The 22,461-nt window shown below is 73.0% G+C and carries 25 protein-coding genes and 1 tRNA gene; 13 read left to right on the top strand and 13 right to left on the bottom strand.

Going from position 1 to position 22,461, the window contains the following annotated elements; genetic code table 11:
- Nucleotides 1-31 precede the first annotated feature (31 nt).
- A complete protein-coding gene (locus tag BLQ67_RS13035) occupies nucleotides 32-436 on the bottom strand; it encodes a DUF1304 domain-containing protein (protein WP_092505716.1) in 405 nt (134 codons plus the stop codon).
- Between the two features lie 77 nt (nucleotides 437-513).
- Between BLQ67_RS13035 and BLQ67_RS13030 the strand changes: the two genes are divergently transcribed.
- Nucleotides 514-1,398 carry an aldo/keto reductase gene (locus BLQ67_RS13030; RefSeq protein WP_092505714.1) on the top strand — a complete coding sequence of 295 codons (885 nt, stop codon included), beginning with the start codon at nucleotides 514-516 and terminating at the stop codon, nucleotides 1,396-1,398.
- A 122-nt stretch (nucleotides 1,399-1,520) separates the two neighbouring features.
- Here BLQ67_RS13030 and BLQ67_RS13025 read toward each other — a convergent pair whose 3' ends face one another.
- Both BLQ67_RS13025 and BLQ67_RS13020 read right to left on the bottom strand, forming a co-directional pair.
- A complete protein-coding gene (locus tag BLQ67_RS13025; RefSeq protein WP_092505713.1) occupies nucleotides 1,521-1,928 on the bottom strand; it encodes a type II toxin-antitoxin system VapC family toxin in 408 nt (135 codons plus the stop codon).
- Nucleotides 1,925-2,173 (bottom strand): type II toxin-antitoxin system Phd/YefM family antitoxin, encoded by a 249-nt coding sequence (locus tag BLQ67_RS13020; RefSeq protein ID WP_092505711.1) that lies wholly within the window; start codon nucleotides 2,171-2,173, stop codon nucleotides 1,925-1,927. The genes BLQ67_RS13025 and BLQ67_RS13020 overlap by 4 nt, the downstream gene beginning before the upstream one ends.
- A gap of 126 nt (nucleotides 2,174-2,299) precedes the next feature.
- Here BLQ67_RS13020 and BLQ67_RS13015 point away from each other — a divergent pair, with 126 nt between their 5' ends.
- The 6 genes from BLQ67_RS13015 (at nucleotide 2,300) to BLQ67_RS12990 (ending at nucleotide 8,977) form a co-directional block, all read left to right on the top strand.
- On the top strand, nucleotides 2,300-3,460 hold the full coding sequence (locus tag BLQ67_RS13015; protein WP_092505709.1) for a peroxidase-related enzyme: 1,161 nt from the start codon (nucleotides 2,300-2,302) through the stop codon (nucleotides 3,458-3,460).
- Nucleotides 3,461-3,516: 56 nt separating this feature from the next.
- The gene (locus BLQ67_RS13010) at nucleotides 3,517-4,581 is read left to right on the top strand and encodes an ABC transporter substrate-binding protein (RefSeq protein WP_092505708.1); all 1,065 of its coding nucleotides are present in this window, start codon (nucleotides 3,517-3,519) and stop codon (nucleotides 4,579-4,581) included.
- Nucleotides 4,578-5,678 carry a FecCD family ABC transporter permease gene (locus BLQ67_RS13005; protein WP_092505706.1) on the top strand — a complete coding sequence of 367 codons (1,101 nt, stop codon included), beginning with the start codon at nucleotides 4,578-4,580 and terminating at the stop codon, nucleotides 5,676-5,678. Before BLQ67_RS13010 ends, BLQ67_RS13005 begins: the two co-directional genes overlap by 4 nt.
- Nucleotides 5,675-6,460 (top strand): ABC transporter ATP-binding protein, encoded by a 786-nt coding sequence (locus tag BLQ67_RS13000; protein ID WP_092505704.1) that lies wholly within the window; start codon nucleotides 5,675-5,677, stop codon nucleotides 6,458-6,460. The genes BLQ67_RS13005 and BLQ67_RS13000 overlap by 4 nt, the downstream gene beginning before the upstream one ends.
- Nucleotides 6,460-8,373: an FAD/NAD(P)-binding protein gene (locus BLQ67_RS12995; RefSeq protein WP_092505702.1), complete on the top strand. Its 1,914-nt coding sequence runs from the start codon at nucleotides 6,460-6,462 to the stop codon at nucleotides 8,371-8,373. The genes BLQ67_RS13000 and BLQ67_RS12995 overlap by 1 nt, the downstream gene beginning before the upstream one ends.
- 85 nt (nucleotides 8,374-8,458) lie before the next feature.
- A complete protein-coding gene (locus tag BLQ67_RS12990) occupies nucleotides 8,459-8,977 on the top strand; it encodes a hypothetical protein (RefSeq protein ID WP_092505700.1) in 519 nt (172 codons plus the stop codon).
- Between the two features lie 371 nt (nucleotides 8,978-9,348).
- Here the strand turns inward: BLQ67_RS12990 and BLQ67_RS12985 are convergent.
- From BLQ67_RS12985 to BLQ67_RS12970, 4 genes are all read right to left on the bottom strand, one after another.
- Nucleotides 9,349-9,420: transfer RNA gene (locus tag BLQ67_RS12985), tRNA-Gln, on the bottom strand.
- A gap of 77 nt (nucleotides 9,421-9,497) precedes the next feature.
- The gene (locus BLQ67_RS12980) at nucleotides 9,498-10,223 is read right to left on the bottom strand and encodes a hypothetical protein (RefSeq protein WP_092505698.1); all 726 of its coding nucleotides are present in this window, start codon (nucleotides 10,221-10,223) and stop codon (nucleotides 9,498-9,500) included.
- Nucleotides 10,220-11,014 carry a hypothetical protein gene (locus BLQ67_RS12975; protein ID WP_092505696.1) on the bottom strand — a complete coding sequence of 265 codons (795 nt, stop codon included), beginning with the start codon at nucleotides 11,012-11,014 and terminating at the stop codon, nucleotides 10,220-10,222. The genes BLQ67_RS12980 and BLQ67_RS12975 overlap by 4 nt, the downstream gene beginning before the upstream one ends.
- A complete protein-coding gene (locus tag BLQ67_RS12970) occupies nucleotides 11,011-11,766 on the bottom strand; it encodes a hypothetical protein (RefSeq protein ID WP_092505694.1) in 756 nt (251 codons plus the stop codon). The genes BLQ67_RS12975 and BLQ67_RS12970 overlap by 4 nt, the downstream gene beginning before the upstream one ends.
- A gap of 119 nt (nucleotides 11,767-11,885) precedes the next feature.
- Between BLQ67_RS12970 and BLQ67_RS12965 the strand changes: the two genes are divergently transcribed.
- Nucleotides 11,886-13,892, top strand: coding sequence for an acyltransferase family protein (locus BLQ67_RS12965; RefSeq protein ID WP_092505692.1), 2,007 nt, complete (start codon nucleotides 11,886-11,888; stop codon nucleotides 13,890-13,892).
- Between the two features lie 196 nt (nucleotides 13,893-14,088).
- On the opposite strand, the gene BLQ67_RS12960 is transcribed toward BLQ67_RS12965, so the two are convergent.
- Genes BLQ67_RS12960 through BLQ67_RS12950 form a run of 3 tightly spaced genes read right to left on the bottom strand, consistent with a single transcriptional unit; the run spans nucleotide 14,089 to nucleotide 17,281 of the window.
- Nucleotides 14,089-15,000, bottom strand: a complete 912-nt coding sequence (locus BLQ67_RS12960; protein ID WP_331711973.1) for an NAD(P)/FAD-dependent oxidoreductase — start codon at nucleotides 14,998-15,000, stop codon at nucleotides 14,089-14,091.
- A 2-nt stretch (nucleotides 15,001-15,002) separates the two neighbouring features.
- Entirely contained in the window at nucleotides 15,003-16,508 is a 1,506-nt protein-coding gene (gltX, locus tag BLQ67_RS12955) for a glutamate--tRNA ligase (RefSeq protein ID WP_092505689.1), read from the bottom strand.
- Nucleotides 16,509-16,534: 26 nt separating this feature from the next.
- Entirely contained in the window at nucleotides 16,535-17,281 is a 747-nt protein-coding gene (locus BLQ67_RS12950) for a MerR family transcriptional regulator (protein ID WP_092505688.1), read from the bottom strand.
- Between the two features lie 2 nt (nucleotides 17,282-17,283).
- Here BLQ67_RS12950 and BLQ67_RS12945 point away from each other — a divergent pair, with 2 nt between their 5' ends.
- Nucleotides 17,284-17,538 (top strand): alpha/beta hydrolase, encoded by a 255-nt coding sequence (locus BLQ67_RS12945; protein WP_269457114.1) that lies wholly within the window; start codon nucleotides 17,284-17,286, stop codon nucleotides 17,536-17,538.
- On the opposite strand, the gene BLQ67_RS12940 is transcribed toward BLQ67_RS12945, so the two are convergent.
- Together BLQ67_RS12940 and BLQ67_RS12935 are read right to left on the bottom strand one after the other, a co-directional pair.
- Nucleotides 17,490-18,164: a response regulator gene (locus BLQ67_RS12940; RefSeq protein ID WP_092505684.1), complete on the bottom strand. Its 675-nt coding sequence runs from the start codon at nucleotides 18,162-18,164 to the stop codon at nucleotides 17,490-17,492. The two genes, BLQ67_RS12945 and BLQ67_RS12940, sit on opposite strands and share 49 nt — an antisense overlap.
- Nucleotides 18,161-19,285 (bottom strand): sensor histidine kinase, encoded by a 1,125-nt coding sequence (locus BLQ67_RS12935; protein WP_092505682.1) that lies wholly within the window; start codon nucleotides 19,283-19,285, stop codon nucleotides 18,161-18,163. Before BLQ67_RS12935 ends, BLQ67_RS12940 begins: the two co-directional genes overlap by 4 nt.
- A gap of 137 nt (nucleotides 19,286-19,422) precedes the next feature.
- Here BLQ67_RS12935 and BLQ67_RS12930 point away from each other — a divergent pair, with 137 nt between their 5' ends.
- The 4 genes from BLQ67_RS12930 to BLQ67_RS12915 are packed head-to-tail and all read left to right on the top strand — an operon-like array spanning nucleotide 19,423 to nucleotide 21,893.
- Nucleotides 19,423-19,872: a hypothetical protein gene (locus tag BLQ67_RS12930; RefSeq protein ID WP_092505680.1), complete on the top strand. Its 450-nt coding sequence runs from the start codon at nucleotides 19,423-19,425 to the stop codon at nucleotides 19,870-19,872.
- Nucleotides 19,873-19,874: 2 nt separating this feature from the next.
- Nucleotides 19,875-20,162, top strand: coding sequence for a hypothetical protein (locus BLQ67_RS12925; RefSeq protein ID WP_092505678.1), 288 nt, complete (start codon nucleotides 19,875-19,877; stop codon nucleotides 20,160-20,162).
- 1 nt (nucleotide 20,163) lies between these two features.
- Nucleotides 20,164-21,309 (top strand): cytochrome ubiquinol oxidase subunit I, encoded by a 1,146-nt coding sequence (locus BLQ67_RS12920; protein WP_092505676.1) that lies wholly within the window; start codon nucleotides 20,164-20,166, stop codon nucleotides 21,307-21,309.
- Nucleotides 21,306-21,893, top strand: a complete 588-nt coding sequence (locus tag BLQ67_RS12915) for a hypothetical protein (RefSeq protein ID WP_092505674.1) — start codon at nucleotides 21,306-21,308, stop codon at nucleotides 21,891-21,893. Before BLQ67_RS12920 ends, BLQ67_RS12915 begins: the two co-directional genes overlap by 4 nt.
- Here the strand turns inward: BLQ67_RS12915 and BLQ67_RS12910 are convergent.
- Complete coding sequence (locus BLQ67_RS12910) at nucleotides 21,875-22,450, bottom strand: dihydrofolate reductase family protein (protein WP_092505672.1); 576 nt, start codon at nucleotides 22,448-22,450, stop codon at nucleotides 21,875-21,877. The two genes, BLQ67_RS12915 and BLQ67_RS12910, sit on opposite strands and share 19 nt — an antisense overlap.
- Between the last annotated feature and the right edge of the window lie 11 nt (nucleotides 22,451-22,461).

Raw genomic sequence — 22,461 nt, 5'->3', positions numbered from 1 at the left:
GCGCGCGCCCGGCGACGGCATCGGGTTGCGCCTATGCGGTGAGCGTCGCCACGAGCAGCGCCAGCAGCCCGAGCAGCGGCAACGTGCCCTGCACAGCGGCAGCGCGCAGCTTCGACCGGTCGGTCGTCACGAGGTACAGCGCGGCGACGAGCATGGATCCGAGCCCGGCCGTGAGCAGCGCATCCCCCGCCGCGCGCTCCCCCGACGTCGGGTCGGCGACGAGCACGAGCACGACGCCAGCGGCCGCGACGATCGCGAGCAGCAGGTTGTAGACGCCCTGGTTCGCGGCGAGCGGCTTCGTGATCGCCGCGGTCTCCTCGGTCGTGCCGAAGATGCGCCGCGTCGCGGGCTCCGTCCAGCGGATGGTCTCGAGCACGAAGATGTAGACGTGCACGAGGGCCGCGAGGGCGGCGAGCACGGCGGCGACGACGATCATGGCCCGACCCTATTCCCGTCGAGACGGGTACCGACGCACCCTCCTCCGGCATCGCGCCGATCCGTAGCGTCGAGGGCATGGACACCTTCACGCTCTCCAACGGCGTCACGCTGCCGGCCATCGGCTTCGGCGTCTTCCAGTCGAGCCCCGCCGAGACGGCCGAGGCCGTCGAGACCGCCCTGCGCGTCGGCTACCGACACGTCGACACCGCCGCCGCGTACGGCAACGAGCGCGAGGTCGGCGAGGGCCTGCGCGCCTCAGGCGTCGACCGCGCCGACGTCGTCGTCGAGACGAAGATCTGGGCGACCGACTACGGCTACGACGAGACGCTGCACGCGTTCGACAAGGCCACGGGCAAGCTCGGCCTCGAGCAGCTCGACGTGCTGATCCTGCACCAGGTCGCCGCCAACCTCTTCGACCGCACCATCGCCTCCTACGAGGCCCTCGAGCGGCTGCTCGCCGACGGCCGCGTGCGGGCGATCGGCGTCAGCAACTTCCCCATCCACCGCCTCGAGCAGCTCATGGACGCGACCGAGGTCGTGCCGCACCTCAACCAGGTCGAGCTGCACCCGTACCACTCGCAGCCGGCGCTGCAGGCGTTCCACCGTGAGCACGGCATCCTCACGCAGGCGTGGTCGCCCATCGGCGGCATCACGTTCTACCCCGGGCCGTGGGGCGACCGACGCAGCGTCATGGACGACGAGACGCTGCAGGCCATCGCCGCCGAGCACAGCGTCACGCCTGCGCAGGTGATGCTGCGCTGGCACGTGCAGCAGGGTCGCCAGGCGATCCCCAAGTCGACGAACCCCGAGCGCATCGCGCAGAACCTCGACGTGGATGGGTTCGCGCTGACGGATGCGCAGCTCGCGAGCATCGACGCGCTCGACACGGGCTCGCCGAGCGGCCCTGAGCCCGAGCGCGAGTTCACGCCCGAGATGCTGCGCCCCATCCCCGAGGCGTAGCCCGTTCGGAGGTGCGCTTCTCGCGTTGAGGTGCGCTTCGTGATTGCGAGGTGCGCTTCTCGCGTTGAGGTGCGGCTACAACCGCACCTCAACGCGAGAAGCGCACCTCGCAACGGCCAGCCCTACGCCGACGGGTCGAGCACCCGCAGCGTCGTGCGACGGAAGTCGCCGACGTTGCGGGTGACGAGCGTGAGGTCGTGCACGAGGGCCGTCGCGGCGATGAGCGCATCCATCTCGGGCATCGGGTCGGGCACGTGCAGTGCGGCCGCAGCCGCGGCGACGCGGGCGTCGACCGGCAGGATGCGACCGTCGAACAGCGGCACGACGTCGTCGTCGAGCCAGCGTCGCAGCGGTCGCGCTCCGTCCGCGTCCGTGCGCTCGAGGCGGCGAATGCCCCGCTCGAGCTCGAGGATCGTGACGGCGCTGATCGCGAGCTCACCCACCGGCTGCGCCGCGATCCAGGTCTCGAGGCTCGGCGAGCGGCGTCGGCGCGCGTCGCTGAGCACGTTCGTGTCGAGCAGGTGCCTCACAGGTCGAGCTCGCGCGGCGGCTCGACCGTGCGGGCGGGCAGGTCGAGGTCGATCTGGATGCCGTCGCGCGCCCAGAGGCGATCGCCGACGGCCTCGAGCGCACCCGAGAGCCGGGCGAACTCGGCAGCCGTCAGCAGCACGTGCGACGGGCGCCCGTGGTCGGTGATCGTGACGGGTCCGTGCTCGGCGGCGCGCTTCGCGGCCGACACGTCGCGGTTGAACTCGCGACTCGTGATCGTGGTCATCGCACCTCCGTACCTACGGTAGGCACATCGTACCGCGCATCGCCGTCACGCCCCGTCACATGGTCGGGAGCAGTGTCGACGGTCGACTAGGGTTGGCTCAAACCTCTGCTTGGAGCCCCCATAACCATGTCTACTCGCGACGTCCTCGGCGATCTGCTCGCCGCGAGCCCCTCCACCGCTGCCGCGCGCGCGGCCCGACCCGAGGTCGTGGCGCAGACGCAGGCCGCCTACGACGGCCTCTTCGCGACGCCGCAGGTGCTGCCCACCGCGACGCTGCAGGCCTTCGCGGCGATCGTCGCGCGCTGGCAGGGCAGCGGCCCACTCGCCGACTGGCACGTCGCGCAGGGCGCCGACCCGGCGCTGCTCGGCGACGACCTGCCCGCCGACTCCCGCCTGCGCCTGCTCGTCGAGCACCTCGACATCGTCACCGTCGCGCCGGCGCTCGGCACGCACGAGGACCAGCACGTGCTCGCGATCGGCGGCATCACGCCCGACGAGATCGTGCTCATCAGCCAGCTCGTCGCCGCGACGAGCCACGTCGTCCGCGTCCTCGCCGGCTACGCCGCCATCGACGGCCGCACGCTGCCCGAGGCCGCAGCCCCGGCCCGCACGCCGCACACGCGCGGCCGCGAGAAGGACCTCGGTGGCCGCACGATCGGCGGCGAGCAGAAGCCCATCGCGTACACGCAGGAGCAGCTGCGGTGGATCCCGTGGGTCGCGGCCCCCGAGGAGGACGATCTCACGCCCGAGCAGGTCGACTCGTTCGCCGCGAAGGCGACGACGAACAGCGTCTACTTCCGACTGCTGTCGCGCGTGCCCGCCGTGCTCAAGGCGCGCTCCGCGATCGACAACGCCGTCTTCCTCGGCGATCACGGCCTGCCGCGCGCCGAGCGCGAGCTCGCCGCCGCCGTCGCGAGCAAGGTCAACGACTGCATCTACTGCGCGTCGGTGCACGCTCGCAAGGCGACGTTCCAGTCGAAGCGCTCCGACGACGTCGACCTGCTGCTCGCCGCCGAGCTCGAGCGCGACGCCGACTGGCAGCCGACCGACGTCGCCCCGCTGAGCGCCGGGCAGGACGAGCGCTGGGCCGCGATCGTCGACGCCGCCGCGCACCTGTCGACGCTGCGCCCGAGCCTCGCGCCCGCGCACCTCGACCGCCTCCGCGCGCTCGGCGTCGACAACGCCGCGCTCGGCGACCTCGTCGACGCCACGGCGTTCTTCGCCTGGGCGAACCGCCTCATGCTCACGCTCGGCGAGCCCGCGCTCCCCGTGCCCGCGACGCGCTGAGCGCCGCCCGCATCCCCCTCCCCTCCCGCACCACCCCTCCCATCAGGAGCACCACCATGCACGCACGTCCACGCATCCCCGCCCTCGCGGCCCTCACGGCCGCCGCCCTCGTGCTCACGGGCTGCGGCACCGTCACGGTCGAGGAGCCCACGGGCGACGCCGACGGCGCCTTCACGGTCGTCGACGACCAGGACCGCGAGGTCGAGATCGCCGGCCCCGTCGAGCGCGCCGTCGTGCTCAACAGCTACGCCAACGAGTTCGTGCGCGCCATCGGCGCCGGCGACACCGTCGTGGGCGTCGACCGCACGTCGCTCACGCGCCTGCCGTACCTGCCCGTCGACGACTCGGCGGTCATCGCCGAGGGCCTCGACCAGCTGAACTACGAGGCGATCGCCGAGCTCGACCCCGACGTCGTCGTGCTGCCGCGCAACGCCGTCTGGCAGGAGGCCGTCGAGCAGCTCGACGGCTTCGACATCCCCGTAGTCGTCGCGACCGCGTGGGACTACTCGGCGTTCGACGAGACCGTCGAGCTGCTCGGCGAGGTCTTCGGCGCCCAGGAAGGTGCCGACGAGCTGCTCGCCTTCCACACCGAGATCGACGACCTGCTCGCCGAGCGCACCGAGGGCCTCGAGCCCGTGTCGGTGTACCTCGAGACCGTCGACCCGTACCTCAGCGTGCTGCCCGGATCCGGCTTCCACGCGCTCATCGAGGCCGCGGGCGGCGAGAACGTGTTCGCGGATGCCGCGGGCGGCGACGCGCAGGAGGAGATCACGGTCGACCCGGCCGAGATCGTCACGCGCAACCCCGCGGTCATCCTGCACGAGTTCGAGCCGAGCGCCGCGCCGGTCGACCGCTTCCAGACGATCGCCGACGAGGTCGCCGCGCGCCCCGGCTTCGCGGGCGTGCAGGCGGTGCAGGACGGCCAGATCTACGTGACGAACGGCTGGGCGACGAGCGCGCTCGCGAAGTCGCTCGGCGCGCTCTACCTCGCGACGTGGCTGCACCCGGATGCGTTCGCCGACGTGGATGCCGACGCGTACCTCGAGCGGTGGGTCACGGAGTTCCAGGACACCGAGTTCGAGGGTGCCGACGCCTACGTGCAGGGACCGTTCGGCCAGTGACGACCACCGCATCCACCACTCCCAGCCCCGCGCCGGGCGTCGACGACGACCTCGTCGCCGACGCCCGCCGTCGGGGCGGCGCGAAGGCGGTGCTGCTCATCGGCGGCACCGCCGTGAGCGTGCTCGCCCTCGCGACGGCCGTGATCATCGGCACGTCGGGCGCGAACCTCGGGCACGTGGCGCAGACGGTGTGGCTCAGCGCCTTCGGCGGCACGATCTCGGGCGACATGACGACGTACTACCCGATCATCCAGGAGCTGCGTCTGCCGCGCGTGCTGCTCGCGTTCCTCGCGGGCGCCGGCCTGTCGGTGTCGGGCGTCATCATGCAGGGGCTGCTGCGCAACCCGCTCGTGAGCCCGTTCACGCTCGGCGTCTCCCCCGCCGCCGCGTTCGGCGCCGCCCTCGCGATCACGATCGCGGGCACGACGACGCTGCCGCCGATCGCGACGATCGCGAGCGCGCTCGTCGTGTCGCTCGCGGTGTCGGCGATCGTGCTGTCGGTCGCGACGATCAAGCGCATGGCCGTCGCGACGCTGCTGCTGCTCGGCATCGCCGTGACGCAGCTGTTCGAGGCGATGACGGCCGGGCTGCAGTTCCTCGCGAGCGAGAACACGCTGCAGGCGATCGTGCGGTGGACGTTCGGATCGGTGAACGACGCGAACTGGGACGACGTGCGCGTCGTCGGCATCATCGTGGCCCTCGCGGTGCCGATCACGCTGTGGTTCGCGAAGGACCTCAACGCCATCGCGTTCGCGGGCGACGACGCCGCCCGGTCGCTCGGCGTGAAGGTGACGCAGCTGCGCGTCGGCCTCGTCGTCGTCGCGGTCGTGCTCGCCGCCGTCATCGTGTCGTTCTGCGGCGTCATCGGCTTCGTCGGCCTCGTCGGGCCGCACATCGCGCGCCTCGTGATCGGCGCCGACCACCGATCCCTCGTGCCGTTCTCGGTGCTCACGGGCGGCCTGCTGCTGCTCGTCGCCGACACCGTGGGCCGCACGGTGCTCGCGCCGGCGGTCGTGCCCGTGGGCATCGTCGTCGCGTTCATCGGCGCGCCGATCTTCATCAACCTCATCCTCACCAGGAAGACGTCGCTGCGATGACCCTCACGATCGATGGCGTGCGGTTCTCGTACGGCAAGCGCGAGGTGCTCGGCGGCGTCTCGTTCGAGGTGGACTCCGGATCGTTCTGCGCCCTGCTGGGCCCGAACGGATCCGGCAAGTCGACCCTCGTGAAGGTGCTCGCGCAGGTGCATCGCGCCTCCGGCGGAGCGATCGCGTTCGACGGCACGGATGCGTCGAGCCTCGACCGCCGCAGCCACGCGCGCACAGTGGCGTACGTGCCGCAGAGCGGCGAGGCGCCGTTCGACCTCACGGTGCGCGAGGCGGTGCTGCTGGGCCGCACGCCGCACTTCGGCCTCGCGCCGCGGGCGATCGACTGGCAGCACGTGGAGGAGGCGATCGACCTGTTGAACCTCGGCGACCTCGTCGACCGCAACGTCTCCGAGCTGTCGGGCGGCCAGGCGCAGCGCGCGCTCATCGCCCGCGCCGTCGCGCAGGACACCCCGGTGATCGTGCTCGACGAGCCCACGAGCGCCCTCGACCTGCGGTACCAGATCGAGACGCTGCGCCTCGTGCGCCGCCTGACCCGCGAGAAGGGCGTCACGGCGCTCATCGCCATCCACGACCTCAACCACGCTGCGCGCTACTGCGACCAGATCGTGCTGCTGCACGGTGGCCGCATCGTCGCCGATGGCACGCCCGAGGAGGCGCTGCGGGCGGATGCGCTGACCGACGTCTACGGCCTGCCGATCACGGTCGAGCAGCGCGACGGCTCGGTGGAGGTGCGACCGGCGGTCGACGACGCCATCGAGTACAAGATCTGATGGCTGCGTCTGCGGGGTCGGCGGACGGCGCTGCGTCGTTCGATGCCGTGATCGTGGGCGGTGGCCCGCGCGGCGTCGCGACGGTGCTGCGGCTCGCGGCGCGCGTCGATTCGGATGCGCCGCCCGTGCGCGTCGCCATCGTCGACGCCGTCGAGATCGGCGCCGGGGCGACGTGGCGCACCGACCAGCCCGCCGCCTACCTGAACAACACGACGGCGGCGACCACGACGATCCATCCCGACGAGTCGACGCCCATGTCAGGTCCGGCGGCGCCCGGCCCGGACCTCGTGGCGTGGGCGGCATCGGTGGTGGACGCGGGCGAGCACGCGACGGGCGCGTGGGTCGTCGACGAGGCTGCGACGCTGCACGGCGACGACTTCCCGACCCGACGGCTGCAGGGCGCGTACTTCCGCGACCAGCTCGATGCGGCGATCGCCTCCGGCCGCGTGACGGTGGACGAGACCATCGGTCTCGCGATCGACGTGCGCTCGCACGACGGCGGTGCGACGGTCGTGCTCGAGGACGGTCGCGAGCTGTCGGCGCCGACCGTCGTGCTCGCGCAGGGCATGGTGCAGGCGCAGCCGACGACCGAGGTCGCGGCGTTCACGGCGTTCGCCGAGCGGCACGGGCTCGCCTACGTCGGGCCGGGGATGCCGGGCGAGCAGGACTGGACGCTCGTGCCGTCTGCTGCTCCCGGCACCGAACGGCCCGTCGTGCTCGTGCGCGGCCTGGGCGCGACGTTCTTCGATGTCGTCGGCGACCTCGTGGGGCGGTGGGGCGGCTCGTTCGTTGCGGTGCCCGGCGACCCGCACGGCCGCCTCCGCTACGTGCCGAGCGGCCGCGAGCCGCGCCTCGTCGCGAGCTCGGGCCGCGGCCTCCCCTACCGTGCGAAGCCCGACGGCGGCCGCGTCGCGCCGGGCACGCCCCGCTACGCGACGCCCGAGCGCTTCGCCCGCTGGGAGGCGTCGACGGGCTTCAACCTGCGCCGCGACGTGTGGCCGGTGCTGGCGCGGGACTTCGCGTTCGCCCACCTCGACGCGCTCGCCCGCGCTCGCCCGGATGCGGTCGCACCCGGCTGGCTCGACGCCCTCGATGCGGCGACGGATCTCCCCTCGATCGAGCGGGTGCTCGGCGAGTGGACGCTCGACGAGCGCGAGCTGTGGCACGTCGACTGGCTGCGCCGTCCGACGCGCGGCAAGCCTGTCTCGGCCGAGGGTTGGGCCGAGATCGTGCAGCGCCACGTCGACGACGAGCTCGCCTCGATGACCGAGTCGGCGATGAGCCCGCGCGCGGCGGTGAACCGCATGATGCAGGCGCTGCGCGGCCAGGTCGTGCGGCTCGCGCTGCGCGGCGCCCTCACCGGCAAGTCCGCGGTGCACGACGTCTTCGGCTGGTTCGACGGTGACGGGTTGTTCTTGGCGTCGGGCCCGCCCGCTGGCCGCACCCGCGAAGTGCTCGCCCTCATCGAGGCGGGCGTGCTCGACCTGCTCGGCCCCGAGCTGACGATCGAGCGCGACGAGTCGTCGGGCCTGTTCGTGGCGACCTCCCCGATCTCGGGCCGCAGCGAGTCAGCGCCGGTGCTCGTGGAGACCCGCATGTCGAAGGGCCGCGTGGGCTCGACCTCCGACCCGCTGCTCCAGTCGCTGCTCGCCCGCGGCGCAGCCCGCCTGCACGCCTTCGCGGGCGTGGAGGGCGACGGCCTCGACACCTCCCCCGCGCTTGTGGACGAGGAGTCCTCGACGGGTCACAACCTGGTCAGCGCGTCGGGCGACCTCGACCCGTCGGTCGTCGTCCTCGGCATCCCTGCCTCGACGACGCAGCCGGGCTCAGCGATCGGCGCTACCCCAGGCAAACCCTCGCCCCTGCTCGCAGGGGCCGACGTCGCGGCGAAGCAGATCCTCCTCCGCCGCTGATTTCATTGGGGAACGGAACCAACGGACGATGCGGCTCACGCGCGTGGCGCGCTGGCGTGTCAGTGGCTCTCCTTAGCCTGAGAAGGTGAAAGAGCGGAGAGCGAAGGCCGAAGCTAAGCGCAATGCCGCGCGCGCTCAGAAGAGATTCGATCGGGTCAGGCTTCTCAACGAAGAGTTGGATCGGTTGTCGACGGACGCGGCCACGAGGTCTGCTGGCGTGAGCAACAAGGGCTCATTCCTCGCCGTAACGGCGGGAATCTTGCTCACTGCTGCCACCGTCCAACTGTGGACGCAGGCACCGCTCTACGGAGTGGTCTCGCTCGGCTTTGCCTGCGCAGCGCTTGCATGCGCCGCAATCGCGCTTCGTCCGGGCACGCGTCCTGGGATCAACGCTCGCCGACTCGTGGACCGACACATCGATTGCGATCACCTCGCAGCGCACGTCGAGACAGAGATCGTGAGGGACAAAGCAACCGTGCTCGACGCAATCGAGGACGATCTGAAGAACCGTGGCCGTTGGGTGCTGGCCGGATTTGGCGCGAGCGCCGTCGCGGCTGTTTGCCTCGCTGCAGTGTTCAGCGCGGAGCTGTTGGGAGCGCGCTAGTGGGACGTCCAGATTTCGAGTACGACGCCGAGGACGTTTCCGACGTCGAAGTAGGCACTTCGATCGACAATGCCTACTTCGGCGCCGATACCTCAGCCGATGGAAACGTCACAAAGCTCACCCATTCCGGCGACTCCAACATCAGCGGTCTTCGAGCGACTCGAGTTGAGGAGCCCCATGAGCCGTCCTGAGTACGATGACGATCCCGACGAGACCGAGGACGATACGACGACCGAGTCGAACCTCGGCACTCACTACAACAGCCCGACGCCGAGGCGAGATCCCCGTCGTGCGCGCTGAGCGACACGTCGGGCTCCGCTGGTCCCCCTAGAACGAGAGAAGCGCCACCCTCTCGGGTGACGCTTCGCTTGCTGGGGTACCTGGACTCGAACCAAGAACAACGGAACCAGAAACCGCCGTGTTGCCAATTACACCATACCCCAATGGCCCTCGGGCCAGTGATCGAGCATAGCCGACGCACGGCCCTCGCGCGAATCGGCGCAGGCCCGCGTGGCGCGCGTCAGCCGACGTCGAAGACCGTCGTCAGCGTGCACGCGCCCTGAGCGGTGCATTCGATGCGGCCGGAGGTCGGCACGCCGAACGCGTCGCTGCCCTCGACCGTCACGAGCGTCGTCTCCCCCGTGCGCACACCCTCCGCGACCGCGGACGCGGCTGCATCCGCCAGTCGATCCGACCAGCGCCAGTCCAGCATCTGCGCGAGCACGTCGACGCGCTGCATGAGGCGCGTGAAGTCGCCGAAGCCCAGCGCATCCTCGGTGACCTCGAGCCGCACCCAGTCGCCGCGCTCGCTCGTCGCCGCGATGCTCGACGCCCACGCCTCCACGCCGCCCGACGGGCCGACGACGGTCGTCTGGATGCCGCCGGCCGACGGCTCGAGCACGACGGTCGCGTTCTCCTGCATGCCGAGCTCGGATGCGGGCTGCGGCAGGTGCAGCAGGTTGAACGAGGCCTGCTGGTGCAGCTGCGCGTACGCCATGCCCGCCGGCGTCATCTGGGTCTGCCCCAGCCGCGACACCTCGGCGAGCGACGGTGGCGCCGACGCCTCCTGCAGCGCATGGCTCGCGAGGATGCTCGTCACGACCGGAGTCGCGGCCACGAGCAGCAGCCCGACGCCGATCGACACCCACCGCACGACGAGCCGGCGCCGCGTGCGCCGCTCAGGGGCGGAGAGGCCGCGCCGCACCTCCGCCGCGCGCGGCGGTCGAGGAGGCGCGAGCACGGTCATGTCGTCGTCGCCGTCACCGAGGGATCGAGCACGTACGTGATGCCGCAGTGGCCATCGTCGCGGCAGACGATCTCGGCGCCCACCTCGACGCCAGAGACCATGCCGGGATCGACCGCGACCGTCACGGCCTCGCCGGCGCGCACCGCGTCGCCCACGATGTCGTCGATCTCCGCACGCACCTCGGGATCGAACTGCCAGCCGAACGCCGCGACGCCCTGCTGCAGATCGTTCATGACCGTCGGATACGACGCCCAGACGTACGGCGCACGGGCCACGTCGAGGCTCGTCACCATGCCGTCCTCCGTCGTCACCGCCACGCTGTCGACGACGAGGCGGATGGCCCCGTCGCCCGCGAGACCGCCCTGATCCATGCCCACGACCATCGCCCAGACCTGCCCGGGCGGCGCCTCGGCCACGGCGGTCGCGTCGTCGTCGAGCCCCACGTCGTCGGCGGTGAGCGGCCCGTGCTCGAGGTTCACGTGCACGATGCGCCACTCGCGCACGTACGCGAGCCCCGCCTCGCCGAACTGCGTCGTGCCCGCGGCCGACACCTCGTCGGGCGTCGGCGGCTCGACCGTGTGCGTGCCGGCGCCCGTCACGAGCACGAACGTCACGTAGGCGCCCACGACGCCGAACAGGCCGCCGAACGGGATCATCCATCCCCTGCGCCGCTCGCGGCGGGCACGCAGCTGCTGCGGTGACAGCTCGCGGCGTGGTCGCCGCCACCTCCGACTCGAGGACTCGCCAGCATCGCGCTGCTGCGCGTCGCGGCCCTCGAGCTCGGCGATCATGACCCCGTCGCCACCTCGGTCGGCTCGAGCACGTAGACGAGGCTGCAGTTGCCGCCGCCGTCGCACGCGACCTCGGCACCCACGGGGATGCCCATCGCCGTGCCGGCGTCGAACGACGTCGCGTACGACTCGCCGTCGCGCACCGCGGCGCCGACCTCGTCCTCGAGCTGCGCCTGCATCGCGGGTGTGAACTCCCACCCGAACTGCGTCGTGCCGTCCTGCATCGCACGCACGATCGCCGGGAACTCCGCCCAGCCGAACGTGTCGAGCTCGGCGGCGATGCTCGTCACGACGCCACCCTCGGTCGTCACGGTCATCTGGCGCATGAGCGAACGGAAGTAGCCCTCGCCGTCGATGCCGCCGCCGCGACCGACGAAGAACGTCGTCTGGATGAGGCCGATGCTGCTCGACGCGACGACCGTGTCGTCGTCGGCCATGCCGACCTCGTCGGCCGTGAGCGGCAGGTCGGAGAGGTTGAACGACGCCGTCTGCCGCTGCGCGATGTACGCGCGTCCCGCATCCGTCATCTGCGACGTGTTGTCGGCCGAGATCTCGTCGGCGGTCGGCGGACGATCCTCGGTGATGCCGCTGTTCATGAGCAGCACCGTCGTCACGACGACACCGATGATGACGACGAGCGAGACTGCCGGGAAGATCCAGCGGCGGATGCGCGCGCGGCGCGCCTTGCGCTCCTGCGGACTCATCGCAACGTCGTTCGAGGCGCTCGTCTCGCGCTCGTCCAGCAGCGTCATCGCACACCTCCCCAGGGCAGTCCACGATACCAGCGGCGCCCGAGAGCGCCCTGGATCGTTCACCTGCCGGATGCCTGCCGCCGCTATCGTCCACGTGCCCGGCCGATGGGCGCACACGCATGGCATCGCAGCAGCCCAGCCCCCGCATCCGACGCCCCGACGTCGAGGGGATGCGCGCGGTCGCGTCGCTGCTCGTCGCGATCTACCACGTGTGGCCGGGGCGGGTGTCGGGCGGCGTCGACGTGTTCTTCGTCGTCGCGGGATTCCTGCTCGTGCCGCCGCTCGTCGCCGCCATCGCCGACCGTGGGCCGCGCGCGGCCGCGTCGACGGTGCGGCGTGCGATCGTGCGGCAGCTGCCGCTCGCCGGGCTCGTGCTGGGCGTCGTCACGCTGGCGGTGCTCACGCTGTGGCCGCCGCATCTGCGCCGCGGCGTGCTGCTCGACGTGCTGTCGGCGGCGACGTGGACCATCAACTGGCGGCTCGTCGATCGCAGCACCGACTACCTCGCGCAGACCGCGACCGCCTCGCCCGTGCAGCACCTGTGGGCGACGTCGGTGCAGCTGCAGGCGACGATCGCGCTCGTGCTCGTCGTGCTGGCCGCCGCGCTCGTCGGTGCCCGCGCGGGTGCGCGGCGGCGGGTGCTCGCGGCGGTGGGATGCGTCGGCCTCGCCTCGTTCGCGTGGGCGCAGGTGCACGTGGCGCTCGAGCCCGATGCCGCGTACTTCGACACCGCCGCTCGCCTGTGGGAGCCCGCGGTCGGCGCGCTCGCCGGCCTGCTCGCGCCGTCGCTGCGGCTCGCATCCGTCGCGCGCACGGCGCTCGCGGGCGCGGGCATCGCGCTCGTGCTCGGTGCCGGCGCGCTCTCGACGCTCGGCGCCTACCCGGGCGCGATCGCGCTCGTGCCCGTCGCAGGCGCGGTCGCCGTGCTCGTCGCGGGCGCAGCCGGCGCGCCGACCGTCGTCGCCCGCGCCCTCGGCTGGCGACCGCTCGTGGTGCTCGGCGGCCTCTCGTGGGGGCTGTACCTGTGGTCGTGGCCGCTGCTCGTCGCCTACCGGCTCATGGCGCCCGACCGCGCGTCGGCGACGCCGCTCGTCGACGGCCTGCTGCTCGTCGCCGGCGGCGTCGCGCTCGCGTGGCTCTCGCAGCACGTGCTGCACGGCCTCGACCTGCTCGCCCGCTGGCGACCGTCGCGCCTCCTCGCGCCCGTCGCGGCGGCCGCGACGCTCGTCGCCGTCGTCACGGTCGGCGCGGCCTCGCCCGCGTCGGCGCACGTCGCCCGCATCGACTCCCCCGCCGCAGCGCAGGCCGCGATCGACGCGACGCTCGCCGGCGCATCCTTCGCGGGCACCGAGGCGATCGGCAGCGCATCGCAGGCGCCCGAGTGGGTCGTCGACGACTGCCTCGACGCCGGCCCCGACCGTGCCGACCGCTGCGTCTACGGCCCCGCCGACGCGACGCTCGACGTCGCCGTCGTCGGTGACTCGCAGGCGATCTCGTGGATGCCGGCGCTGCGGCTCGGGCTGCCGGACGCGCGCATCCAGGTGCTCACGATGGGCTCGTGCGCCTTCTCGACCGTGACGACCGACGTGCCCGACATCGCCCGCGACGCCTGCGCGGCGCACGGCGACTGGGCGACCGAGCGGCTGCTCGCCGACCCGCCCGACCTCGTCGTCGTCGCGAACGGCCTGCGGTCGGAGCGGCTCGTGGATGCCGACGGCGTCGTGCCCGCCGGTGCGGGGCCGATCGCCGCTGCCGCCGGTACCGCCGAGCGCCTCGCGCCGCTCGCCGACGCGGGCGCGCGCATCCTCTGGCTCGACGCTCCCCCGCCGTTCGCATCCCTCGCCGCGTGCGCGACGCCGCATGCGCTCGAGTCGGCGACCGCTCGCTGCACGGTCGACGGCACGGCGCTCGACGCGCGCGTCGACGCGCTCGCGGCCGCCTCCGCGACGTTGCCGGGCACGACGTTCGTGGACGCTCGGGACTGGCTGTGCGCCGACGACTCCGCGGTGTGCCCCGCGACGATCGACGGCATGCTCGTGACCGCCGACGGCTCGCACCTGTCGTGGATGGCGTCGCAGGCGCTCGCGCCGCTCGTCGGCGCAGCGGCGCGCGACGCGCTGGCCTGAGTTCACCGACCCCACGACATCGACAGGAGTGGTCACTTCCTGACGGGGAGTGGTCACTTCCGTACAGGAGGGGTCGCTTGTTGCCGAGACACGCCGCTCACTTCGGCAGGTACTGACCCCTCAGCGGGCGAAAGTGACCGATCAGCGGCAGGAAGTGACCCATCGGATGCGCACCGCACCCGTGAGACGCGACGAGCTACCGCCCCGCCGCGATCAGGTCGCGGTTGATCACCGACGACGCGATCGTGCCCTCGCCCGCCGCGACGGCGAGCTGGCGGAAGCCGGGCGTGATGTCGCCTGCGGCGTAGATGCCGGCGACGCTCGTGCGCTGCGAGCCGTCGACGACGACGAGGCCGTCGGCGTCGCGCTCGAGGCCGAGCAGATCGGCGAAGCCGATGCTCGCGTGCCACTGCGGCCGCACGAAGCCCGCCGTGCGCGTCGAGCGGCGGCCGTCGTCGAGCACGACCGCCTGCATCCCCTCGCGGTCGCCCTCGATCGCCGCGATCGGCGCGCGCTCCACGGGGATGCCGAGGGCGGCGAGGCGCGCCTCGTCGTCGGCCGACACGTCGCCGACGCCGTTGGTGAAGACGACGAGGTCGTCGGTGTGCCTGCGGATGACGAGCGCTCGCTCGGCGAGGTCGTCGGTCTCGCCGATGAGGGCGAGCGGCTTGCCGCGCTTGTCGTAGCCGTCGCAGTCCATGCACGAGTGCAGGCTCGTGCCGTACCAGGCGCGCACCATCGACGGCAGCGGCAGCGCCTCGGTGAGACCGGTGGCGATGAGCACGGCGGGGCTGTGCACCTCGGTCTGCTCGTCGCTGCCCGGGCGCTTCGCCACGGTCACGAATCCACCCGGCACGGGCGAGATGGAGTGCACGATCGTGCGCTCGTAGGTGACGGTCGGGTACGCGAGCACCTCGTCGCGGCCGAGCGTGCGCAGCTCGAGCGGCGAGATGCCGTCGCGGCTCAGGAAGCCGTGGCTCACGAGCGTCGCCGCGTGGCGCGGACGGTTGGAGTCGAGCAGCGCCACGCGGCGGTGCGCACGCGCGAGGTTGAGCGACGCCGCGAGCCCTGCGGGCCCGGCGCCGATCACGACGACGTCGACGTCCACGCTCAGATGCGACCCATGAGGCGCTGCAGGCGCGCGACGGTCTCGTCGCGGCCGAGCAGCACCATCGACTCGAACAGCGGCGGGGAGATGCGGCGACCCGAGAGGGCCACGCGCAGCGGCGCGAACGCGAGGCGCGGCTTGAGCCCGAGCCCGTCGATGAGCACCTCGCGCAGCACGCGCTCGACGTCCTCGATCGTGAACGGCACCGACTCGTCGGCGAGCGCGGCGGATGCGGCGGCGAGCGTCGCGTGCGCGTCGTCGCGCAGCGAGCCGAGCGCGTCCTCCTCGTAGTGCAGCTCCTCGGCGCCCAGGAAGAGGAAGCGCAGCATGCCGTCGGCCTCGCCGAGCAGCTGCATGCGCTCCTGCACGAGCGGTGCGGCCTCGGCGAGCAGCGCGAGCTCGGCCTCGGTCGGCGGCGTCGAGAGCGCGTCGCCGAGGTACGGCACGAGGCGCTGCGCGAAGTCGGCGGGCTCGAGGGCGCGCACGTGGTCGCCGTTCAGCGACTCGGCCTTCTTCGCGTCGAAGCGCGACGGGTTCGGCAGCACGTCGGCGACGTCGAACGCGGCGACGAGCTCGTCGCGCGTGAAGACGTCGCGGTCGGCCGACAGCGCCCAGCCGAGCAGCGACAGGTAGTTGAGCAGGCCCTCGGGGATGAAGCCGGCCTCGCGCAGCAGGAACAGGTTCGACTGCGGGTCGCGCTTCGACAGCTTCTTGTTGCCCTCGCCCATGACGTAGGGCAGGTGGCCGAAGTTCGGGATGGCGTCGACGACGCCGACGTCGGCGAGCGCGCGGTAGAGCGCGATCTGACGCGGGGTCGACGACAGGAGGTCCTCGCCGCGCAGGACGTGGGTGACGCCCATGAGCGCGTCGTCGACGGGGTTCACGAACGTGTAGAGCGGCTGGCCGTTGGGGCGCACGACGACGAAGTCGGGCGACGAGCCGGCGGGGAAGGTGATCTCGCCGCGCACGAGGTCGGTGAACGAGAGGTCCTCGTCGGGCACGCGCAGGCGCAGGCTCGGCTGACGGCCCTCGGCCTTGAACGCGGCCTTCTGCTCATCGGTGAGGTCGCGCTCGTGGTTGTCGTAGCCCTGGCGGGGGTCGCGGCCGGCGGCGCGGTTGCGCTCCTCCATCTCCTCCGCGGTCGCGTACGACTCGTAGAGGTGGCCGGCCTCGACCAGGCGGTCGATGATGCCGCGATAGATGTCACCGCGCTGCGACTGGCGGTACGGCTCGTGCGGGCCGCCGGTCTCGACGCCCTCGTCCCAGTCGATGCCGAGCCAGCGCATCGCCTCGAGCAGCTGCTCGTACGACTCCTGGCTGTCGCGCGCCGTGTCGGTGTCCTCGATGCGGAACACCAGCTTGCCGCCGGTGTGCCGCGCATACGCCCAGTTGAACAGGGCGGTGCGGATGAGGCCGACATGCGGGGTGCCGGTCGGAGAGGGGCAGAAGCGGACGCGCACGTCGGCGCCCGTGGCAGTGGAGAAGGGGACGCTCATGGCGTGCTCCATCCTAGGCGGCGGGCGTGCCGCACCGCCTATGCGTCGTCGGCAGCCGCCTCCGGCTGCTGCTCCCCCAGGATCGCGTCGGCCCGCGCCATGACGTCGAGCTGCGCCACCGAGTAGATCTCGAGCATCGTGCGCACGACGGTCGCCTGCATCTCGGCGGGGCTGCGGGATGCGTGCGAGCTCGGATCGTTGACCCACGACCACCGCGCACGGATGTCGGCGAGGTACGGCGCGAACCGCTCGGCGAGCTCCTGCCGCGTCGCGTCGTCGGCGTCGTCGGGCAGCGCCTCGAGCTCGTCGTCGAGCGGCGTGCGCCCCAGCGCGCCGACCATCTCGCGCATCTGCTGCATGCCCTCGTCGTCGTACAGCCGCGAGTACACGAGCATGAGCGCGCGATCGGCGGCGTTCATGTTGCCGGCGACCGAGCTGAAGCCCTCCGGCAGGTCGGCGGGCGCGCCGTGCTCGACGATCGACGACACCTCGTCGCGCACGCGCTGCAGCCTGGCGATCTGCTCGCCGAGCTCCTCGTCGAGCGCACGCAGCGCATCCGTGCCGCTGCCGGGGTCGTCGACCATGTCGCCGATGCGGGCGAGCGGGATGCCGAGGTCGACGAGCCTGCGGATGCGCAGCAGTCGCACGAGGTGCGCCGCGCCGTACTGCTTGTAGCCGTTCACGCGCCGCTCGGGCTCGGGCAGCAGCCCCACCGAGTGGTAGTGCCGCACGGTCTTGAGGGTCGTGCCCGCGAGCTCCGCGAGCTCCCTCGTGCTCCACGCCATGCATCGAGGGTCCCACGCCGCTCGAGCGTGCCCCGAGGGCACGGCGTGGTCTGCGCATGGACAGCCCCCTGCTGACCGTCGAGGGCCACGAGCGCACGACGATCCTCGGTGGCATGACGCCGTGCGCCGACGCGAGCGTGGCCGCCGCCCTCGTCGACGGCACGCTGCCCGACGAGGGGTCGCCTGCCAGCACGGGCAGCGACGCCGATCAGGGCTCGAACGTCCCCGCTCCGGGGCGCACGAGCCCTGCCTCGTAGGCGATGGCGACGAGCGCCGACCGATCGCGGGCGCCGAGCCGTGCGAGGAGCCGCGACACGTAGGTGCGGGCCGTCGCGGGACTGATGTGCAGCGCGCGGCCCACCTCGTCGTTCGTGCGCCCACGGCCGACCTCGACGAGCACCTCGCGCTCCCGCTCGGTGAGCCCGTCGACGAGCTCGGGCCGGATGCGCGCGGTCGGCGAGCCCGCCACCTCGCCGAGCACCGTGGTCGCGACGCTGGGCGACAGCGTCGCCCCGCCGGCCGCCACCGCACGGATGGCCTGCCGCAGCTCAGTGGGCGCGACGTCCTTGAGCACGTAGCCGGCGGCGCCGGCGCGGATCGCGGCGAGCACATCGGGCTCGTCGTCGAACGTCGTGAGCACGAGCACCCGCACGTCGGGCAGCCGCGCGTCGTCGACGAGCGCGCGCGTCGCGGCGACGCCGTCCATGCGCGGCATGCGCAGGTCCATGAGCACGACGTCGGGCCGATGGGCGCGTACGGCCTCGACGCCGGCGCGGCCGTCGGCCGCCTCGGCGACGACCTCGACGTCGCCGTCGCGCTGCACGATCGCCCGTAGTCCCTCGCGCACGACCGCCTGGTCGTCGACGACCACGACGCGGATCACGGCGTCGGCTCCACGGGGATGCGCGCGTCGACGACGAAGCCGTCGGCCGCCCGGGTCTCGAGGGTGCCGCCGAGCAGCCGCACGCGCTCGCGCATGCCGGCGAGGCCCGCACCCGCCGCGACGCCGCTCGCTCCGACGCCGTCGTCGGCGACCCGCACGTGCACCGACGTCGGCAGCACCTCGACGAGCACCTCGACCGCGTGGGCGCTCGCGTGCCGTACGACGTTCGTGAGCGCCTCCTGCAGCACGCGGAAGGCGGCCGCGTCGACCGCAGCGGGCAGCGCATCCAGATCGCCGCGTACCTCGGCGCGCAGGGCGACGCTCCCCGACCGCACGACGTCGAGCACGTCGTCGAGCGCCGCGAGCGTCGCGGTGCGCGCGGGCGCGTCGTCGTCGCGCACGGCGCGCACGGTCTGCCGCACGTCGCGCAGCGACCGCGACGCGAGCCGGCGGATGCGTCCGAGCGCAGCGCGAGCAGCGTCGTCGTCGCCGCCCACCGCCTCCTCGCCGACGCTCGCCTGCATCGCGATCGCCGCCATGGCGTGCCCGACGGTGTCGTGCAGGTCGCGCGAGATGCGGGCCCGCTCGAGCCGCACGAGCTCGTCGGCCTCGCGCTCCGCCTGCGCACGCGTGAGCTCGTCGATGCGTGCGCGCTGCGCATCCGCGATCGCACGGCTGCGCATCGCGGCGCCGAGCGCGATCGCGGCGGCGAGCAGCGCGAGGTTCGACACGGTCTCGTAGCCCAGCAGCACGCCGACGGGCTCCACGCCGTCGCGGATGCGGAAGAACGTCGCGAGCGCGAGCAGCGCCGCCGATGCGACGACGGACGTGCGCACGTGCCCTGCACGGGAGGCCGCCCACACGGCCGCGACGACCGGCACGGCGACGCCCATCGCCGGCTGGTCGAGCGTGTAGTACGCGCACGTCGCGAGCACGCTGAGCGCGAGCACGGTGCGCGGCAGGCGCCGGCGCAGCAGCAGGAGGGCGCCGAGGCCCGTCGTGAGCGCGAACGCCACGGGCGACGCGGCGCCTGCGAGCGCCACGACGAGCGCGAGCGCCCCGGCGACGACGATCGCGAGCGCGACGTCGGCCAGGCGCATCGAACGCGGTGCGGCGGCCACGCCCCCACCCTAGGTTCGCGATCGGCGCGGTGGGCGGGATCGTCGCCTCTCGACGTAGGCGGGTCGAGACGCGAGGCGACGTCGAACGCGCCCGGCGACGGACGTGCGGAAGCCCGCCGGCGACGACGCTCGTCGGCATGGACACCGCACCCGCACCCGCATCCCGTCTCCGACCCTCCTGGGGTCTGGGCGTCGCCCTCGGCGCCTTCGCGCTCGTGCGCCCACTCGCTCGCACGCTCGAGTCGCAGCTCGGTGCCGACGCGGGCCCCGTGCTCGCGATCGGCCTCACGATCGTCGTCACGCTCGTCTGGATCGTCGTCGTGGGCCTCACCCGCGCGCCCGCGATCCCGACGCTGATGCTCGCCGGCGTCACCTACGCCGTGCTCGCGATCGTCGCGAGCGCCATCCTCTCCCCCGTGCTCACCGGCACGCTGCAGGGTCCGATCGCGAACCCGATCACCATCGTGCCGATGCTGCTCATGAACGCCGTGTGGGGACTCGTCGCCGGCGCGCTCGCGCTGCTCGTGCAGCGCATGCGTCGACCGCGGGCGTCGCAGGGTCGCGTCGTGACGCCGATGGGGCGCTGATCGTGCAGGTCGACGAGCCGCGTCGCCCCTCGGTGCTCGGCACGATCGGCGCGGCCGTGCTCGGCCTCGTCGGCGGCGGGCTCGCGGGCGTCGTCGTGCAGGATCTCGTCGCCTCCGCGCTCGTCGCGGCCGGTGACCTGTCGCTCGCAGCAGCGGTCGGCATCGCCCTCGTCGTGCCCGTCTGCGCCCTCCTCGGAGCGGGCCTCGGCGTCGTGCTGACGCTCGCCCGCCGCCCGACGCACGACAGCGGCGAGGCGCGGATCGGCGAGGCCCGGGATCCCGGTCGCTGACGTGGATGCGCTGCTGACGTTCGCCCGCGTCGAGTTCGGGGTGTCGGCGGGGCTGCACTTCCTGTTCGTCGCGACGACGCTCGGTCTCGCCCCGATGCTCGCGCTGCTCTCGACGGCGCACGCCGCGACGGGCCGCTCGCACCTCGCGCGTGCCACCGACCACGTCGCGAGGCTCTACGTCGTCGGCTACGGGCTCGGCATCGTCTCGGGCATCGTCGTCGAGGTGCAGCTCGGCCTCAACTGGTCGGGCGGGCCGTCGGGCGCGTACGACGCGATCGGCACGGCCCTCGCGATCGAGACGGTGCTGGCCTTCTTCGTCGAGACGTCGCTGCTGGGGCTCTGGCTCGCGTCGGCCGGCCGGTGGCCGGCGGGCGTGCGCGCGCTGCTGCTGTGGGGCGTCGCGGTCGCGGCGTACGCATCCGCGGCGATCGTGCTCGCCGCCAACGGCTCCCTCCATCGCCCCGAGGGCGTCGCGGCCGACGGGGCCCTCGTCGACCCCGTCGCGATGCTGCTGAACCCCTCGGGCGTCGCGGCGACCTGGCACGTGGCCGGCGCGTCCGCCGTCGTCGGCGGCTTCTGGATCGCCGCCGCCGCTGCCCACCTCATGCTGCGGCGCGCCGACTTCGAGGTGGCGCGAACGCTCGTGCGCGCCGGGGTCTGGCAGGTCGCGCTGGGCGCGCCCGTGGCGATCGTCGCGGGCTTCGCGCAGTTCGCGGTGGCCCGCGTCGGCGCGACCGAGGCCGAGGAGGGCGCGTGGGGGCTGCTGCTCGCGCTCATGATGCTCGTGGGGGTGCTCGTGCTCGGCGCCACCTGGCTCGTCATGGTGCCGATGCTCGTGCGCACGGCGATCGCTCGCGCACGATGGCTGCAACGCTGCATGGTCGCGCTCGTGTGGGTGCCGCTCGCGACGACGCTCATGGGATGGGTGTACCGCGAGGAGGCGCGGCAGCCGTGGTTCGTCGTCGGCGTCGTGCGCACCGCCGACGCCGCGTCGCTCGCGCCCGCGTGGGCGCTCGTACCCGGCGGGCTGGTGCTCATGGCGATCTCGATCGCGGCGACGGTGCTCGCGTGGGTCGCGATGCACCGCATCCTCGCGGTCGACCGCGTGACGCCCCTCGCGGTCGACGCGCTGGCAGCGCCGTCGTGACGATCGCGCTGCTCGCGGCGCTCGCCGCCGGATCCGTGGTCGTCGAGGGATGCGTGATCGCCAGGTGCCTCGCGGGGCTCGCGCCGGGAGGTGCCCGCCATCTCACGGCGCTCGGCGCCGGGTTCCTCGCGGGCGAGCTGTGGACGATCGGGCTGCTCGGCGCCGCCCACGGGCTCGTGGGGCCGGGGCTCCACGCGCTCGTGCCGTGGATCACGGTGCCCGCGACCGTCGCACTCGTCGGGTGGGTGGTGCGCGACGCCGGGCTGTGGCTCGGTCCGCGCTTCGGCCCGGGAGCGGGCTGGCGGCTGCTCGTCGCGGCGGGTGCCGCGGTGCAGGGGTGCGGCACAGCGCTCGTCGCGAGCGCCGTCGCGCTCGCCTGGGCGTCCGGCGCACCTCCGCCGTGGTCGCCCGAGGCGGCATCGTCGCCCCTCGCGACCGCCGTGCTGCACGCCGTGCTGCCCGTCGCGCTCGCGCTCGGCGTCGCGCTGCAGCTCGTATGGCTGCTGGCGCTGCGGGGAGCGCGCATCCCGATGCTCGACTGGACGCATCGGGAGCGCGCGAGCGCTCAGCGCACGACGTCGTAGACGAGCTTCACGACGCCGTTGTCGTACGCGGCGGAGTCGCGCAGCCGCAGGTCGGTGCGCGACTGCGCGGCGTCGCCGAAGATGCTCCTGCCGCCCGTGAGCAGGAACGGGAACATCAGCAGGTTGTAGCGGTCGATGAGCCCCGCGGCGCCGAGCTGGCGGGCGAGGTCGCCGGAGCCGTGGATGAAGATCGCGCCGCCGTCGGTCTCCTTGAGCGCCGCGACGTCGTCGAGCGAGCGCAGGATGGTCTGCTCGCCCCATCCGTCGACGAGGTCGGCCTCGGCGAGCGACGAGGAGACGACGTGCTTCGGCAGCGCCTTGTACGCCGCGTGGTCCTCGGAGCCGGGCCAGAACCGCGAGAACGCGTCGTAGCTGCGGCGCCCGAAGAGCAGTGCGCTCGTCTCGCCGAGCTCCTCGCCCTTCAGCGAGTAGGCCTCCGGCGAGAACGGGGTCTCGAAGACCCAGCCGCCGTTCGGGTGCCCCTCGGCGGTGCCGCCCGGGGAGTCGATGGATCCGTCGACGGTGATGAAGCCGGTGTAGACGAGCTCGCGTGCCATGGTTCGTGTCC

This window comes from Agrococcus jejuensis, assembly GCF_900099705.1.
GTDB classification, from domain to species: Bacteria; Actinomycetota; Actinomycetes; order Actinomycetales; family Microbacteriaceae; genus Agrococcus; species Agrococcus jejuensis.
This window is presented reverse-complemented; position numbering and strand designations above follow the sequence as displayed.

What these genes read in the sequence shown, in the direction of transcription:
- BLQ67_RS13035 (WP_092505716.1), bottom strand. Translation starts at nt 436, where the DNA reads ATGATCGTCGTCGCCGCCGTGCTCGCCGCCCTCGCGGCCCTCGTGCAC.
- BLQ67_RS13030 (WP_092505714.1), top strand. Translation starts at nt 514, where the DNA reads ATGGACACCTTCACGCTCTCCAACGGCGTCACGCTGCCGGCCATCGGC.
- BLQ67_RS13020 (WP_092505711.1), bottom strand. Translation starts at nt 2,173, where the DNA reads ATGACCACGATCACGAGTCGCGAGTTCAACCGCGACGTGTCGGCCGCG.
- BLQ67_RS13015 (WP_092505709.1), top strand. Translation starts at nt 2,300, where the DNA reads ATGTCTACTCGCGACGTCCTCGGCGATCTGCTCGCCGCGAGCCCCTCC.
- BLQ67_RS13010 (WP_092505708.1), top strand. Translation starts at nt 3,517, where the DNA reads ATGCACGCACGTCCACGCATCCCCGCCCTCGCGGCCCTCACGGCCGCC.
- BLQ67_RS13000 (WP_092505704.1), top strand. Translation starts at nt 5,675, where the DNA reads ATGACCCTCACGATCGATGGCGTGCGGTTCTCGTACGGCAAGCGCGAG.
- BLQ67_RS12995 (WP_092505702.1), top strand. Translation starts at nt 6,460, where the DNA reads ATGGCTGCGTCTGCGGGGTCGGCGGACGGCGCTGCGTCGTTCGATGCC.
- BLQ67_RS12980 (WP_092505698.1), bottom strand. Translation starts at nt 10,223, where the DNA reads ATGACCGTGCTCGCGCCTCCTCGACCGCCGCGCGCGGCGGAGGTGCGG.
- BLQ67_RS12975 (WP_092505696.1), bottom strand. Translation starts at nt 11,014, where the DNA reads ATGATCGCCGAGCTCGAGGGCCGCGACGCGCAGCAGCGCGATGCTGGC.
- BLQ67_RS12970 (WP_092505694.1), bottom strand. Translation starts at nt 11,766, where the DNA reads ATGACGCTGCTGGACGAGCGCGAGACGAGCGCCTCGAACGACGTTGCG.
- BLQ67_RS12965 (WP_092505692.1), top strand. Translation starts at nt 11,886, where the DNA reads ATGGCATCGCAGCAGCCCAGCCCCCGCATCCGACGCCCCGACGTCGAG.
- gltX (WP_092505689.1), bottom strand. Translation starts at nt 16,508, where the DNA reads ATGGAGCACGCCATGAGCGTCCCCTTCTCCACTGCCACGGGCGCCGAC.
- BLQ67_RS12950 (WP_092505688.1), bottom strand. Translation starts at nt 17,281, where the DNA reads ATGGCGTGGAGCACGAGGGAGCTCGCGGAGCTCGCGGGCACGACCCTC.
- BLQ67_RS12930 (WP_092505680.1), top strand. Translation starts at nt 19,423, where the DNA reads ATGGACACCGCACCCGCACCCGCATCCCGTCTCCGACCCTCCTGGGGT.
- BLQ67_RS12910 (WP_092505672.1), bottom strand. Translation starts at nt 22,450, where the DNA reads ATGGCACGCGAGCTCGTCTACACCGGCTTCATCACCGTCGACGGATCC.